Here is a 15702-nt window from a genome sequence, read left to right on the forward strand (position 1 = left end):
TTTCGAGTGTAGACGGCTACAGGGCGGAGGGGGGAAGCAGGGGGATTTAATCTGTACAAAGCAAAACCCCCGGCCTGGGCCGGGGGTTCTGTGATCACTCGTCGAGGAAAGAGCGCAGATGCTCGCTTCTCGTCGGGTGGCGCAGCTTGCGCAGCGCTTTGGCTTCGATCTGACGAATCCGCTCACGGGTCACGTCGAACTGCTTACCAACCTCCTCAAGGGTGTGGTCGGTATTCATGTCGATACCGAAACGCATGCGCAATACCTTGGCTTCACGGGCAGTGAGGCCGGACAGTACTTCGCGAGTCGCTTCTTTAAGGCTCTCAACGGTTGCAACATCGATTGGCGACTGCATGGTCGAGTCTTCGATGAAGTCACCCAGATGGGAGTCTTCGTCATCACCGATCGGGGTTTCCATGGAGATCGGCTCTTTAGCGATCTTCAATACCTTGCGGATCTTGTCCTCAGGCATTTCCATGCGTTCGCCCAGCTCTTCCGGGGTCGGTTCGCGACCCATTTCCTGCAACATCTGGCGGGAAATGCGGTTGAGCTTGTTGATCGTCTCGATCATGTGCACCGGAATACGGATGGTGCGGGCCTGGTCGGCGATCGAGCGAGTGATCGCCTGACGGATCCACCAGGTGGCATAAGTCGAGAATTTGTAGCCGCGACGGTATTCGAACTTGTCTACCGCTTTCATCAAGCCGATGTTGCCTTCCTGGATCAGATCGAGGAATTGCAGGCCACGGTTGGTGTACTTCTTGGCGATGGAGATCACCAGACGCAAGTTGGCTTCAACCATCTCTTTCTTCGCGCGGCGGGCCTTGGCCTCACCGATCGACATGCGACGGTTGATGTCCTTGATCTCGGCGATGGTCAAACCGGTTTCGGTTTCCAGCGCGGTCAGCTTCTGCTGGCAACGGATGATGTCCGGCTGCAGACGACCAATGGCTTCAGCGTATTTGCCTTTGCCTTTGGCCAGGGCATCACTCCAGCTTTCGTCGACTTCGTTGCCCGGGAACTGGCGCAGGAAGTCGGCACGCGGCATGCGCGCATCACGAACGCAGAGCTGCATGATTGCGCGCTCTTGCTGACGCAGGCGATCCAGGGCGCTGCGAACACGCTCGACCAGGCCTTCGAATTGCTTCGGCACCAGTTTGATCGGCATGAACAGCTCGGCCAGGGCCAACAGCTCGGCAATCGCTGCCTTGTTGTTGCGACCGTGCTTTTTCAGCGCCTTGCGGGTGATTTCCATCTGATCGGCCACAGCGCCAAAACGCTGTGCAGCGATGATCGGATCCGGACCGCTTTCGGCTTCTTCCTCGTCATCGGAGGCTTCACCCTCTTCGTCGTCGGAATCGTCATCCGCCTTGACGGCTTTCGCGTCAATCGGCGGCGGCACTTCTGCCGCAGGCGGCGCAATGCCGTCGTCCGGGTCGATATAACCGCTCAGAACGTCGGACAGGCGACCACCTTCGGTGGTGACGCGGGTGTACTCGGAGAGAATATGATCAACCGTGCCAGGGAAGTGCGCGATTGCGCTCATCACCTCACGGATGCCCTCTTCAATACGCTTGGCGATTTCGATTTCGCCTTCACGCGTGAGGAGCTCCACCGTACCCATTTCGCGCATGTACATGCGCACCGGGTCGGTAGTGCGACCAATGTCGGTCTCGACCGCAGCCAACGCTGCAGCGGCCTCTTCGGCTGCGGCTTCGTCGGTATCGGCGTCGGCCAGCATAAGGGAATCCTTATCTGGCGCAACCTCGAATACGTTGATCCCCATGTCATTGATCATGCGGATGATGTCTTCCACCTGTTCCGGATCTGAAATATCCTCCGGCAGGTGGTCGTTGACCTCCGCGTAAGTCAGGTAGCCCTGCTCACGACCAAGTGTGATCAACTCTTTGATACGAGACTGCTGTTGCGCTTTTCCGGACATAACACCCTATCCACTGAAGGTCTTGGCGGGCAAAAAACAAGCCGAGGATTATACCTGAGCTATGACCTCACGCGCCAGTTGAGGTCGGGTTTGATGCGGAAACATTGCGACTCAAGAGGTCGCGCAGTTGATTTTTCTCTTCGCTGGTCAATTCGCTTTGACGCGCTTTTCGCAGAAGTTGTTCCAGGTTTCGCTCGCGTTGGCGGGCTGACAAGCTAGTAATGGTGTCGAAAAACTGTTGTTCAAGGTTATCTCCATCAATCAGCCATTCCTTTTCCGCCAAGGCCTTGAGCAAGCGGCCTTGTTCTGTGCCGTGCCAACGCGCAATCAGTTGAATTGAGTTTAGCTTGGGATTCTTCTGTACAGCTTCGAGCAGCGCCACCAGCAATTGCGTGTTGGTGTGATCCTCGGCGGCGAAGTGCCCGGCATCCTCGACTTTTTCGGCCAGTTGCGGGTGATGCAACAACGTGCGCAAGGCGGCGAGGGTTGGCGGTTCTACGGCGGCGGGCACCCGTGGCGCGCGGGGTTGATCACGATCACCGCCCCGTTTGCCATTCTTGTCCCACGGTTTCTTGTCCCATTTCTTGCCTCCTGCACCGGGTTTCTTCGGCGTCCATTCCTGCTGCGGCACATACATTTCCTGTGCCTGCGGCTGATGATAGTCGCTGTAATCGGGCATCGCGTCGTAATCGATGCCCGGGTCGTAGGCCGGCGGTGCTTCTTGCGGGGCGCTTTGTGCCAGCTGACTGACCGCTTCACCGCTCAGGCCGGTGATTTCGCTCAGGCGCTGACGCATCAGGGTGCGCAGGTTGGCGCCCGGAACTTTGTCGATCAACGGCGCGGCGAGGGTGGCCATATGGGCCTTGCCCTCAAGCGAGCGCGGGTCGGCTTCTTCCGTCAGTTGCTGGAAGAAGTAATCGGCCAGTGGCTGCGCGTGCTGGTTGATCCGTGCGCGAAAGGCGTCGGTGCCTTCGGAGCGGACCAGAGTGTCCGGGTCCTCGCCTTCGGGCAGGAACAAAAAGCGTGCGCGACGACCGTCCTGCAGGCTCGAAAGTGTCGCCTCCAGCGCCCGCCATGCCGCATTGCGGCCGGCCTGGTCGCCGTCGAAGCAGAACAGCACGCTGGGCACGACGCGAAACAGCCGCTTGAGGTGTTCCTCGCTGGTGGCGGTGCCCAGGGTCGCGACGGCATTGCGCAGGCCTTGCTGGGCCAGGGCAATGACGTCCATGTAGCCCTCGACGACGATGATCTCGTCGAGGTTGCGGTTGGTCTTGCGCGCTTCATACAGGCCGTAGAGTTCCTGGCCTTTATGGAAAACCGGGGTTTCCGGGGAGTTCAGGTATTTCGGCTTGTCGTCGCCCAATACCCGGCCGCCGAAGGCGATGACGCGCCCGCGACTGTCGCGGATCGGAAACATCACGCGGTCGCGGAAGCGGTCGTAGCGTTTACCGCTTTCGGCGTTTTCGATCAGCAGGCCGGCATCGATCATGGCTTTTTGTTGCAGGGTATCGCTGCTCAAGTGCTTGAACAGGTTGTCCCAGCCAGGCGGAGCAAAGCCCAGGCCGAAGTCCCGGGCGATTTCGCCGGTCAGCCCGCGACCTTTCAGGTATTCCACGGCGGCCTTGCGCGATGGGTGGCTTTTGAGGGCCTGGCGATAAAAGTCGGCAGCGGCGCTCAGTAGCGGATACAGCGGCGAATCGGTCGGCTGTCGCGGTTTGTGCGGCCGGCCGCTTTCTTCGCGGGGGATTTCCATGCCGGCGGCTTTGGCCAGTTCTTCGACAGCCTGGACGAAATCCAGGTTGTCGTGGTCCATGATGAAGCCGAGGGCGTTGCCGCCGGCGCCGCAGCCGAAGCAGTAATAGAACTGCTTGTCGGGGCTGACGCTGAACGACGGAGTCTTTTCCTTGTGGAACGGGCAGCAGGCAGTGTGATTTTTGCCGGCCTTTTTCAATTGCAGGCGCGAGCTGACCACATCGACGATGTCGGTGCGGTTCAGAAGGTCGTCAATGAAGCTCTGGGGAATTAGCCCGGCCATGGCGTTCTCGTCATCTGCGCTGAAAAGGAACCCGAAACGTACGGCGACCGAACGCGGTCATTGTTTGAGGCGCGCAAAGTGTGCGGCTCGACCAGTGTCGTCTGCGTAATCGCTGTCGGGAAGTGTATCTGCCGAAAATCCACTGACGTTAATGCCAATCAGTATTCGACTGTTTGAATGTGTTGCGCTGAATCCGCTGTGGCCAATCATAGGCCCCGGATAGCTCATCATCTGGCACGCAAGCAGGTGCCTTGGGCTGATCGTCGTGAGAGGAATCAGTGGGTGTGCTCGTCAGTAGCCTTGAAAGGCTCGTCAGAAAAGACGTGCACCGCTGGCAAAAGAGCCAGGTCTGACGCGGTGAAGCAGATTTGTCTCGGTCGCGTCTGCGGCTTTGACAGTGAAGCATCAAGCGTTTTACGCAAATGCCATAAGCCCGGCTGAGGGCCGGGCTTGGCAGAAGCTTGCTACGATCGTCTGTGTATTAGTACAGACGAACGGCGCGGCGCTGTTCGCGCTGAACTTTCTTGGCGTGACGCTTAACAGCGGCTGCTGCTTTGCGCTTACGCTCAGAAGTTGGCTTCTCGTAAAATTCGCGGCTACGAACTTCAGCCAGTACACCGGCTTTTTCGCAGGAGCGCTTGAAACGACGCAGAGCTACGTCGAAGGGTTCGTTCTCTTTTACTTTGACGGCTGGCATCCAGAGCTACCTTCATTCATTACCGGGGTCAACATCCTCGCGGCAAAAGAGCACTTGAAGACGTCGGTTTTTAAGGGTTGCGGATGTTAACCCCTCAACGCTCGGAATGCAAAGCCTCTGATCGAAAACCGCTGGTAGGGGCATCACGCGACGACTATTATGCGCGCCTTCGAATTCAGCCTAAACAAGGCGCAAACCCATGCTAGTACTGGGATTAGAAACATCCTGCGACGAAACTGGTGTCGCATTGTATGACAGTGAACGCGGCCTGCTGGCCGACGCGTTGTTCAGTCAGATCGACCTGCACCGTGCCTATGGTGGCGTGGTGCCGGAGCTGGCTTCACGCGATCACGTCAAACGCATGCTGCCCTTGATTCGTCAGGTGTTGGCCGAGGCCGACTGCGTGCCGACCGAGATCGATGCGATCGCCTACACCGCGGGTCCTGGCCTGGTTGGTGCCTTGCTGGTAGGGGCTTCCTGTGCTCAGGCGCTGGCCTTTGCCTGGGGTATTCCGGCCCTTGGTGTGCATCACATGGAAGGCCATTTGCTGGCGCCGATGCTGGAGTCGCAACCGCCGGAATTTCCGTTCGTCGCTTTGTTGGTGTCGGGTGGTCACACGCAACTGGTTCAGGTCGACGGAATCGGTCAGTACACGCTTCTGGGCGAGACCCTGGATGACGCCGCCGGCGAGGCCTTCGACAAGACGGCCAAGATGATGGGGCTCAATTATCCGGGCGGACCGGAGATCGCTCGCCTTGCAGAACAAGGCGTTGCAGGGCGTTTCGTCTTCCCGCGGCCGATGTGCGACCGTCCGGGCCTGGATTTCAGCTTCAGTGGCCTGAAAACCTTTGCGCTGAACACCTGGCAACAGTGCGTCAACGCCGGGGACGACGGAGAGCAAGCCCGTTGCGACATCGCGCTGGCATTCCAGCAGGCCGTGGTGGAGACTTTGACCATCAAGTGCAAGCGTGCCCTGAAGGCCGCTGGCATGAAGCGCCTGGTGATTGCAGGGGGTGTCAGTGCCAACAAGGCGTTACGCACTTCCCTGGAGAAAATGCTCGGCGACATGAAGGGCGATGTGTTTTATGCCCGTGCGCAGTTCTGCACCGATAACGGCGCGATGATTGCCTTTGCCGGCTGCCAGCGCTTGCAGGCCGGTCAGCAGGAAAGCCTGGCGATCAGCGTGCAGGCGCGTTGGCCGATGGAGCAGTTGACCGCATTGTGATGAGCGGTGCTCATGTCCGGCGGCTAGAAATGCCGTTCGCGCCCGGCAAACAGGTCGCGTAGATTGCCGCGATGACGCCATACGATCAGCCCGGTGAGCGTGCTCATGGGCAGCAGGGCGGCCGGTTCTTGCCAGGCCAGCAACGGCAAGGTCAGCGGTGTGGCGATGAGGGCGGCCAGGGAGCTGGTGCGGGTCAGGTAGAACGTCAAGAGCCAGGTGCAGACCGCCAGAAGGGCAGCGGGCGGGTACAGTCCCAGCAACATGCCGGCAGCGGTGGCGACGCCCTTGCCGCCGCGAAAGCGAAAGTACAACGGAAACAGATGGCCGATGACGGCATAGACGCCGATCCAGGCCTGTTCCTGCTGCGAAAGACCCGCAAGACGCGCAATCAGTACCGGCAGCAGGCCTTTGCAAAGGTCCCCGAGCAAGGTCAGGATGGCGAGCTTCTTGCCGGCCAGGCGCAACATGTTGGTGGCACCGGCATTGCCCGAGCCACTCATTCGCGGATCGGGGTTACCGGTCATGCGGCTGAGCAAAATGGCAAAGGACAGAGAGCCGAGCAGGTAGGCGAGGATCGCCAATAACCAAAACATGCTAACTATTCCGGGCGAGGAAGCCCTGATTCTAACGGCGCATTGCGCCCTTGTCGTGTAGCGGAGAGAAGTGCTTGGACAGAGTGTTTATCGAGGGCCTGGAAGTCGACACGGTGATTGGTGCCTACGACTGGGAGCGAGGCATCCGACAGTGCTTGCGTCTTGACCTGAGTTTCGCCTGGGATAATCGCCCGGCCGCAGCCGGTGATGACCTGACCCTGGCGCTCGACTACGCCAGTGTTTCCTCGCGCATCCAGGCGTTTGCCGAGCAGGCGCAATTCCAGTTGGTGGAAACCTTTGCCGAGCGCCTGGTTGAAGTGCTGATGAGCGAATTCAAGATCACCTGGATGCGCCTTAAGTTGACCAAGCCCGGGGCCGTCCCGGCTGCCACCGGCGGTGTGGGCGTGGAGATCGAGCGCGGATGTCGCTGACTCAGGTGTACCTCGGGCTCGGTAGCAATATCGAGCGTGAAACCCATTTGCGGGCGGGACTCGATGCTCTGGCGGCATTCCTTGTCGATATCCGCTGTTCGGCGGTGTTCGAAAGCCAGCCGGTGGGCATCAAGAGCGGGCCGTTCTTCAATTTCGTGGTGTCGGCGTATACCGATCTGCCGCTGATGGAGCTTGATCGTCGATTGAAGTTCATTGAGGCGGATAACGGTCGTTACGCACCGGATCGCCGAGGTTTGCCGCTGGATATCGACGTATTGTTGTTCGGTGACCTGGTGGGCAATTTCGATGGCTTGATCTTGCCGCGGGCAGAAATTCTGAAAAATGCGTTCGTTCTGTGGCCGTTGTCGTTGATAGCGCCGGATCGCGTGCACCCGGGCGCAGGCAAGAGTTTTGCGACTTTGTGGGCTGAAGCGCAGATTGATCAGGTGTTGGCGCCAGTAGCGTTCGAATGGCACGGTGAACAGCTGACACCTTCAGATTTGTTGTGACCTTACTGACGCCTTCGCGAGCAAGCCCGCACCCACAGGTACGATGCAATTCCTGTGGGAGCGGGCTTGCTCGCGAAGCTTTTCAGACAGACGTCGCCTCTTTGTAAGCCTTCAGCGCCTTGAGCCGCTCGCGCTTGATCTCCTCCCCCAACTCCGGCCCCTTGAAGCCTTTCTCCAGCAACGGCTGAACCGCCACGCTACGCGCCGCAGTTGCAGCACCGCGCAAATAATCCGCCTGTGGGTAACTTCTTTCTTCCAGCCCTTTGCGCCCACGCGCATCCATCTCGCATGCGGCGATGAACTCCTCGAACCGCTGTGGCCGACGGTAAATGTCGAAGCTTTGCAACAACTCCAGCAATGTCGATGGCTTCAGCTCAAGGGCGCGATGCCCATGGGTGTGGTACTCGCCCACCAGCAGCGCCAGTTCCTGGCAGTCCCTCGGCACCTTGAAACGTTCATTGACCGCTTTGATCAACTTCAGGCCCTTGAACTCGTGGGCAATGTGTCGCGGCCATTCATCCTCTGGCGTCAGTCCCTTGCCCAGGTCGTGCAGCAGGCACGCCCAGCGCACGGTGAGTGGCTGTTTGTGTAGTGCGGCTTGCTGCAACACGCTCAGGGTATGTACACCTGTATCGATTTCCGGGTGATGGGCGGGTGGTTGCGGTACGCCAAACAGCGCGTCGACCTCGGGCATCAGAACCTTGAGTGCGCCGCATGCGCGCAGAACCTCAACAAATACCTGTGGCTGATCCTCCAGCAGGGCGCGGGAAATTTCCTTCCAGCTGCGCTCGGGGGTCAGCGCTTCAAGTTCGCCTGACTCGCTGAGTTGGCGCATCAGCGCCAGGGTTTCGGGGGCAACGGTAAAACCCAGCGTCGCGTAGCGAGCCGCGAAGCGGGCAACACGCAGGACCCGGAGTGGATCTTCGGCAAATGCCGGGGAAACATGGCGAAGCAGGCGTGCCTCAAGATCGCGCTGGCCGTGGTACGGGTCGGTCAGGTTCTGCTGATCGTCCTCGGCCATGGCATTGATGGTCAGGTCGCGGCGGATCAGGTCTTCTTCGAGGGTGACTTCAGGGCTGGCGTGAAAAGTGAACCCGCCATAACCGCGTCCGCTTTTGCGCTCGGTGCGGGCGAGGGCGTATTCCTCACCGCTTTTGGGATGAAGAAACACCGGGAAGTCCGCGCCCACCGGGCGAAAGCCCTTGGCGAGCATTTCTTCGGTGGTAGCGCCGACCACAACCCAGTCGATATCGGTAACCGGTTTGCCCAGCAGGCGATCACGTACCGCACCGCCGACTTTATAAATACGCATAAAAAACCTCCGTTAGCTCGACAGGATAACCGTTGCATCGAGCTTTCGGAGGCACAAACCGGATCAAAGATGGATGACGGCCAGGTCCAGGCGGCCGTAATCACCTTCGCTGTGCTCGCTTCTGGGCGGCACATGGTGGGTTTTCATGACCTGATCGCCTTGCAGGGTTTCCAGGTGAATGTCGAAGCCCCAGAGGCGGTGCAGGTGTTTGAGCACTTCTTCGGTCGAGTCCCCCAGCGGTTTGCGGTCGTGCTGCTGGTGACGCAGGGTCAGGGAGCGGTCACCGCGACGGTCGATGCTGTAGATCTGCACGTTGGGCTCGCGATTGCCCAGGTTGTACTGTGCCGCGAGGGTTTCCCTGATGATGCGGTAGCCACCTTCGTCGTGAATGGCGGGCACCAGCAGGTCGTCCTTCTGGTCGTCATCGAGAATGCTGAACAGCTTCAGGTCGCGGATCACCTTGGGCGACAGGTACTGCAGGATGAAGCTCTCATCCTTGAAGCTGCTCATGGCGAACTTGATGGCTGCCAGCCAGTCGGTACCGGCAATGTCAGGGAACCAGCGGCGATCTTCTTCCGTAGGCTCTTCGCACATGCGGCGGATGTCGCGGTACATGGCAAACCCCAGGGCGTAGGGGTTGATGCCACTGTAGTAGGGGCTATCGAAGCCAGGCTGGAATACCACGCTGGTGTGGGACGTCAGGAACTCCATCATGAAGCCGTCGGTGACCAGGCCTTCGTCGTACAGGTCGTTCATCAGTGTGTAGTGCCAGAACGTGGCCCAACCCTCGTTCATGACCTGGGTCTGACGCTGTGGATAAAAATACTGGGCGATCTTGCGCACGATACGCACGATTTCCCGCTGCCATGGCTCCAGCAGCGGCGCATGTTTTTCGATGAAGTACAGGATGTTTTCCTGGGGTTCGGCGGGGAAGCGTGCGTTGTCCTTGTCGCTGTACTTGTCCGCGCCCTTGGGAATGGTGCGCCACAGATCGTTGATCTGTTTCTGTAAATGCTCTTCCCGGTCCTTTTGCCGGCGACGTTCTTCCTCCGCGGAGATCGGATAAGGGCGTTTGTAACGATCGACACCATAGTTCATCAGCGCATGGCAGGAGTCGAGCAGATCCTCGACCGCGTCGATACCGTGGCGTTCTTCGCACTGCATGATGTACTGCTTGGCAAACACCAGGTAATCGATGATCGAACTGGCGTCAGTCCAGGTGCGGAACAGGTAATTGCCTTTGAAAAAGCTGTTGTGCCCGTAGCAGGCATGGGCCACCACCAGCGCCTGCATGCAGATGGTGTTTTCTTCCATCAGGTAGGCGATGCATGGGTCGGAGTTGATCACGATCTCGTACGCCAGCCCCATCTGGCCGCGGGTGTAGGACTTTTCGGTGCTGAGGAAGTGCTTGCCATAGGACCAGTGGTGATAACCCAGCGGCATACCGACCGAGGCGTAGGCGTCCATCATCTGTTCGGCGGTGATCACTTCGATCTGGTTGGGATACGTATCGAGTGCGTAACCGGCCGCAATACGACTGATTTCGCGGTCGTAGGCCTGGATCAGCTCGAACGTCCATTCGGAGCCGGTGGAAATGGGTTGGCGTTTCTGCTCTTTGGCGGTCATGTCACTAACCTGCGCTGGAAGAGTTCACGGAAGACCGGATAGATATCCCCGGCCGAGACCAGTTGTTGCTGGGCAAATGTATCGGAAAAGGCTTCGGCGATGCGCTCGTACTCGAACCACAGGGCCTGGTGTTCGCGCGGGGTGATCTCAACGTAAGTGTAGTACTGCACGAATGGCATGATCTGGTTGATCAGGATGTCGCGGCAGATCGGAGAGTCGTCGTTCCAGTTGTCACCGTCTGAGGCCTGGGCGGCGTAGATGTTCCACTCGTTGCTCGGATAACGCTCGGCCATGATCTCCTGCATCAGTTTCAAGGCGCTGGAGACGATGGTGCCGCCGGTTTCCCGGGAGTAGAAAAACTCCTCTTCATCCACTTCGCGGGCGCTGGTGTGGTGGCGGATGAACACGACGTCGATCTTGTCGTAGTTACGTTTGAGAAACAGGTACAGCAGAATGAAGAAGCGCTTGGCGATGTCCTTGGTCGCCTGGGTCATCGAGCCGGACACGTCCATCAGGCAGAACATCACGGCCTTGGAACTGGGGTTGGGCTGTTTGATGAGCAGGTTGTACTTGAGGTCGAAGGTGTCGAGAAACGGTATACGGTGAATGCGTGCGCTGAGTTTTTCGATTTCTGCTTCGATTTCCTGGATATCGCCGAAGTTGTCCGGTTCTTCTTGCTTGAGTCGCAGAAGTTCTTCCTTGGCTTCACGCAGTTTTGCGCGGCTGCTGCCGGACAGGGCGATGCGCCGGGCGTGGGCTGAGCGCAGGGTGCGGATGATGTTGATCCGCGACGGGTTGCCCTCGTTGCTGATCCCGGCGCGCACGGTCTTGAAGGTGTCGGTGCCGGTCAGGTTGCGTTTGACCAGGTTGGGCAGCTCGAGGTCCTCGAACATGAACTCGAGGAACTCTTCCTGGGTAATCTGGAAGACGAATTCGTCCATCCCCTCGCCGGAATTGCCCGCCTTGCCGGGGCCTCGACCGCCACCGCCTCCCGGTGGCCGGGCGATATGTTCGCCGCTGGTGAACTCCTTGTTGCCCGGGTGCACGACCGTCTGCTTGCCACCGCGACCGTGATGAAGCACCGGCTCGTCGATGTCGCGGCCGGGAATGCTGATTTGTTCGCCGTGTTCCATATCGGTAATGGAGCGCCGGCTGACCGCCTCTTCGACAGCCTTCTTGATGTGATCACGGTAGCGCCGCAGAAAACGCTGGCGGTTCACCGTGCTCTTGTTCTTGCCATTGAGACGTCGGTCGATCACATAGCTCATGACTGCTCCTTAGAAGCTGTCCTGAAAGGGGCGAGCGGTTATGCAGCATCGGACCGGTGCCAAGGGATGTTCACGCTCCCCCAAGCGCTTTTGGATGCTGCCTGTACCTCGCTACCGACTTTCGAACACCTTCCAGAGGTCTGTGTAACAGAAAACGCGTACACAGGCCTCTGGCTGACGACAACCGGTCTGACCGGCAGCGGGTTACTGTGATTTTCTGACCCGCAGGTACCACTCGGACAGCAGTCGTACCTGTTTGTCGGTGTAGCCCCGCTCGACCATCCGTGTGACGAAGTCGTTGTGTTTCTGTTGGTCCTCTTTGCTGGCCTTGGCATTGAAGCTGATGACCGGCAGCAGGTCCTCGGTGTTGGAGAACATTTTCTTCTCGATGACCACCCGCAGTTTTTCGTAGCTGAGCCAGGTCGGGTTCTTGCCGTTGTTGTTGGCCCGGGCGCGCAGTACGAAGTTGACGATTTCGTTGCGGAAATCCTTCGGATTGCTGATGCCGGCCGGTTTTTCGATTTTCTCCAGTTCTTCGTTCAACGCTACGCGGTTGAGGATCTCGCCGGTTTCCGGGTCGCGGTATTCCTGGTCCTGGATCCAGAAGTCGGCGTACAGCACATAACGATCGAAGATGTTCTGGCCGTACTCGCTGTAGGACTCGAGGTAGGCGGTCTGGATCTCCTTGCCGATGAATTCGATGTAGCGCGGTGCCAGGTACTCCTTGAGGAAGCGCAGATAGCGTTCGCGGGTTTCGGCCTGGAACTGTTCCTGCTCGATCTGTTGTTCAAGCACGTAGAGCAGGTGCACCGGGTTGGCGGCAATTTCGTGCGGGTCGAAGTTGAACACCTTCGACAGGATCTTGAACGCGAAGCGGGTCGACAGACCGTTCATGCCTTCGTCGACGCCCGCATTGTCGCGGTATTCCTGGATCGACTTGGCTTTCGGATCGGTGTCCTTTAGGTTCTCGCCGTCGTACACGCGCATCTTCGAGTAGATGTTGGAGTTTTCCGGCTCCTTGAGGCGCGAGAGCACGGTGAACTGGGCCAGCATCTTCAGGGTGTCCGGCGCGCAATGCGCCTTGGCCAGCGAACTGTTGAACAGCAGCTTGTCGTAGATCTTCACTTCGTCGCTGACCCGCAGGCAGTACGGCACTTTGACGATGTAGATCCGGTCGATGAAGGCTTCGTTGTTCTTGTTGTTGCGGAAGGTGTGCCACTCCGATTCGTTGGAGTGCGCCAGCAGGATCCCGGTGAACGGAATCGCGCCGAGGCCTTCGGTACTGTTGTAGTTGCCTTCCTGTGTGGCGGTCAGCAGTGGGTGCAGCACCTTGATCGGTGCCTTGAACATTTCGACGAATTCCATCAGGCCCTGGTTGGCCCGGCACAGGGCGCCCGAGTAGCTGTAGGCGTCGGCGTCGTTTTGCGGGAACTCCTCCAGTTTGCGGATATCGACCTTGCCCACCAGCGCCGAGATGTCCTGGTTGTTTTCGTCGCCAGGTTCGGTCTTGGCCACGGCGACCTGGTTGAGGATCGACGGGTAGAGTTTGACCACGCGGAACTGACTGATGTCGCCACCGAATTCGGCCAGGCGTTTGGTCGCCCATGGCGACATGATGGTGTTGAGGTAGCGCCGTGGAATGCCAAAGTCTTCCTCGAGGATCGCGCCATCTTCGGTGGCGTTGAAAAGACCCAGGGGCGACTCGAAAACCGGCGAGCCCTTGATTGCATAGAAGGGCACTTTTTCTATCAGTTGCTTGAGCTTCTCGGCCAGGGACGATTTACCGCCACCGACAGGGCCGAGCAGGTACAGGATCTGTTTCTTCTCTTCCAGGCCCTGAGCGGCATGGCGGAAATACGACACGATCTGGTCGATGCATTCTTCCATCCCGTGGAAGTCTTCAAAGGCCGGATAGCGGCGGATGACCTTGTTGGAGAAGATGCGCGACAGTCTCGAGTTGGTCGAGGTGTCGAGCAGTTCCGGTTCACCGATGGCCAGCAATAGACGCTCGGCGGCGGAGGCGTAGGCGCTGCGGTCCTGTTTGCACAGCTCAAGATACTCTTGCAGAGAGAGTTCTTCCTGGCGTGTGGACTCGAAGCGTTGTTGGAAGTGGCTAAAGATACTCATGACGTCACCTCGCTCGATACGTGGAGCCGACGCCGGATCACTCAGTCGATGCTGGCAGCAACCGAACAGGCGATTGCTGTTTACCCCCCAGAACTCTCCCGGAGCTGACTACTCCGAAAGCTACTCCCGATGACCCGTGCGCCGGTGTACCGGCTCTCCCCTGTTTTGGATGGCCTGGGCTTAAGGATAGTTGGGAATTCGGGAGGTAAAGGCGAGATACGTAATTAGTTGTGGCAGACCGTTCGTCTGCCACCGCGCTAGCCCGCGGGAGCCGGGGCCTGCAACGTTACAAAAAAATTATTCAGTGGTGCCTTGCGCCGTTTCCGCAGGATACGTCGTACGCCACAACTCGAATCCGCCATCCATGCTGTAGACGTCGGAGAAGCCCTGGCTGACCAGGTAAGCGGCCGCGCCCTGGCTGGAATTGCCGTGATAGCAGACCACCACGGTCGGTGCATCGAGGTCGGCACCCTGGATGAAAGCGTGCAGGGAATGGTTGTCCAGATGCTTGGAACCTGCGATGTGCAGGGCGGCAAAAGTGGCCGGGTCGCGGACGTCGACCACCACTGCGCCTTGTTCGCGCAGGGCCTGGGCCTGTTCCGGGGGAATACGTTTGAATTCGCTCATGGCGGGCTCCTGTGGCTCGGCTGAATGGGCAGTCTAGCGCGGGGCGCTGGCTGGCGATGTTTGGGGAATGGATGAGGCGACTGGCGGTACGGCATGACCGTGTTCATCGCATTTGCAGGACAGGCGCTCAAAGCTGTCGACGTTCATCAGGGTCAGGGCGCCGCCCCAGACACAGCCTGTATCGAGCGCCGAAACACCCGGCTCTTCGACGTTGCCTTCCAGCGCTGCCCAGTGACCGAAAATGATTTTCAGATTCTTGGTCTTGCGTTCCTTGTGCTGGAACCAGGGTTTGTAGCCAGGTGGTGCGGTATCGAGGCCTTCCTTGCTCTTGAGGTCGAGTTTGCCTTCGGCGGTGCAGAAACGCATGCGGGTGAAATAGTTGGTGATCACCCGCAGGCGCGTCACGCCTTTGAGGTCGTTGTCCCATTTCGCCGGATCGTTGCCGTACATGCCATCGAGGTAGGGCGGCAACAGGTTGTCGTCACGCAAGGCAGCCTCGACTTCGGCGGCACACTTCAAGGCCTTGCGCAGCGACCACTGCGGTGGAATGCCGGCATGGACCAGTACAAGGTTGCGCTGTTCGTCGTAATGCATGAGTTTTTGCTGGCGCAGCCATTCGAGCAGTTCAGCGCTATCGGGCGCTTCAATGATCTCGCGCAGGGTGTCGGCCTTCTTCAGGCGTTCGATATTGCGTCCGGCCGCCAGCAAGTGCAGGTCATGGTTGCCGAGCACGCACACCAGCGATTCGCGAATGCTGTAGAGGAAGCGCAAGGTTTCCAGCGACTGCGGGCCGCGGTTGACCAGGTCGCCCACCAGCCACAGACGATCGCGTTTCGGGTCGAACGCCACTTGTTTGAGCAGGCATTGCAGGGCCTGAAGACAGCCTTGCAGGTCACCGACAGCGTACGTTGCCATCAGTGCAGGGCTCCGGGCACCGCCAGGCGGAAGGGCGCGATGATGGCATCGAAATGTTTACCGTCGTCGGACAGCATCTGATAGGTGCCTTGCATGGTGCCGACCTTGGTGGTCATGACCGTGCCGCTACTGTAGGTGTGGCTCTTGCCGGGGTCGATCAACGGTTGCTGGCCGACTACGCCTGCGCCGCGCACTTCTTCGACATGCCCGTCACCATCGGTGATGACCCAGTGCCGTGAAAGCAGTTTGGCGGGCATCAGGCCATTGTTTTGCACGGTGATGGTGTAGGCGAAGGCAAAGCGGTCGTGCTCGGGTTGCGATTGTTCTGCCAGATAGCGGGTGACGACGCTGACGTCGACCTGATAGCGAGGATCGGACATGCAAAGGGCCTTAAA

The 15702-nt window shown here is 58.9% G+C and carries 14 protein-coding genes; 3 read left to right on the top strand and 11 right to left on the bottom strand.

The window, feature by feature from the left end; genetic code table 11:
- Positions 1-94 precede the first annotated feature (94 nt).
- The 3 genes from rpoD to rpsU form a co-directional block, all read right to left on the bottom strand.
- Positions 95-1942 (bottom strand): RNA polymerase sigma factor RpoD, encoded by a 1848-nt coding sequence (gene rpoD, locus KGA98_RS10845; RefSeq protein WP_057713062.1) that lies wholly within the window; start codon positions 1940-1942, stop codon positions 95-97.
- Positions 1943-2009: 67 nt separating this feature from the next.
- Positions 2010-3977, bottom strand: a complete 1968-nt coding sequence (gene dnaG / locus KGA98_RS10850) for a DNA primase (RefSeq protein WP_008051597.1) — start codon at positions 3975-3977, stop codon at positions 2010-2012.
- A 481-nt stretch (positions 3978-4458) separates the two neighbouring features.
- Entirely contained in the window at positions 4459-4674 is a 216-nt protein-coding gene (gene rpsU / locus KGA98_RS10855) for a 30S ribosomal protein S21 (protein ID WP_002551877.1), read from the bottom strand.
- A gap of 199 nt (positions 4675-4873) precedes the next feature.
- On the opposite strand from rpsU, the gene tsaD reads away from it, so the two are divergent.
- Positions 4874-5899, top strand: a complete 1026-nt coding sequence (gene tsaD / locus KGA98_RS10860; protein ID WP_057713063.1) for a tRNA (adenosine(37)-N6)-threonylcarbamoyltransferase complex transferase subunit TsaD — start codon at positions 4874-4876, stop codon at positions 5897-5899.
- 23 nt (positions 5900-5922) lie between these two features.
- Here tsaD and plsY read toward each other — a convergent pair whose 3' ends face one another.
- A complete protein-coding gene (gene plsY / locus KGA98_RS10865) occupies positions 5923-6492 on the bottom strand; it encodes a glycerol-3-phosphate 1-O-acyltransferase PlsY (protein WP_057713064.1) in 570 nt (189 codons plus the stop codon).
- Between the two features lie 74 nt (positions 6493-6566).
- Between plsY and folB the strand changes: the two genes are divergently transcribed.
- Complete coding sequence (gene folB / locus KGA98_RS10870) at positions 6567-6923, top strand: dihydroneopterin aldolase (RefSeq protein WP_008051601.1); 357 nt, start codon at positions 6567-6569, stop codon at positions 6921-6923.
- A complete protein-coding gene (folK, locus tag KGA98_RS10875) occupies positions 6914-7432 on the top strand; it encodes a 2-amino-4-hydroxy-6-hydroxymethyldihydropteridine diphosphokinase (RefSeq protein WP_150813999.1) in 519 nt (172 codons plus the stop codon). Before folB ends, folK begins: the two co-directional genes overlap by 10 nt.
- Before the next feature lie 82 nt (positions 7433-7514).
- Here the strand turns inward: folK and KGA98_RS10880 are convergent, their stop codons facing one another.
- The 7 genes from KGA98_RS10880 to apaG all read right to left on the bottom strand — a co-directional run bounded on the left by KGA98_RS10880 (position 7515) and on the right by apaG (position 15687).
- Positions 7515-8744, bottom strand: a complete 1230-nt coding sequence (locus KGA98_RS10880) for a multifunctional CCA addition/repair protein (RefSeq protein WP_223502325.1) — start codon at positions 8742-8744, stop codon at positions 7515-7517.
- A gap of 63 nt (positions 8745-8807) precedes the next feature.
- Positions 8808-10370 (bottom strand): SpoVR family protein, encoded by a 1563-nt coding sequence (locus KGA98_RS10885; protein WP_057713067.1) that lies wholly within the window; start codon positions 10368-10370, stop codon positions 8808-8810.
- Positions 10367-11638, bottom strand: coding sequence for a YeaH/YhbH family protein (locus tag KGA98_RS10890; RefSeq protein WP_057713068.1), 1272 nt, complete (start codon positions 11636-11638; stop codon positions 10367-10369). The genes KGA98_RS10885 and KGA98_RS10890 overlap by 4 nt, the downstream gene beginning before the upstream one ends.
- 204 nt (positions 11639-11842) lie before the next feature.
- Positions 11843-13765 (bottom strand): PrkA family serine protein kinase, encoded by a 1923-nt coding sequence (locus KGA98_RS10895; protein ID WP_057713069.1) that lies wholly within the window; start codon positions 13763-13765, stop codon positions 11843-11845.
- Between the two features lie 297 nt (positions 13766-14062).
- A complete protein-coding gene (glpE, locus tag KGA98_RS10900; protein WP_057713070.1) occupies positions 14063-14392 on the bottom strand; it encodes a thiosulfate sulfurtransferase GlpE in 330 nt (109 codons plus the stop codon).
- Between the two features lie 33 nt (positions 14393-14425).
- On the bottom strand, positions 14426-15307 hold the full coding sequence (locus tag KGA98_RS10905; RefSeq protein ID WP_218494773.1) for a symmetrical bis(5'-nucleosyl)-tetraphosphatase: 882 nt from the start codon (positions 15305-15307) through the stop codon (positions 14426-14428).
- Complete coding sequence (apaG, locus tag KGA98_RS10910; protein ID WP_150813996.1) at positions 15307-15687, bottom strand: Co2+/Mg2+ efflux protein ApaG; 381 nt, start codon at positions 15685-15687, stop codon at positions 15307-15309. Before apaG ends, KGA98_RS10905 begins: the two co-directional genes overlap by 1 nt.
- Positions 15688-15702 lie beyond the last annotated feature (15 nt).

The organism is Pseudomonas sp. BF-R-24, from assembly GCF_019947335.1.
Classification (GTDB): Bacteria; Pseudomonadota; Gammaproteobacteria; order Pseudomonadales; family Pseudomonadaceae; genus Aquipseudomonas; species Aquipseudomonas jessenii.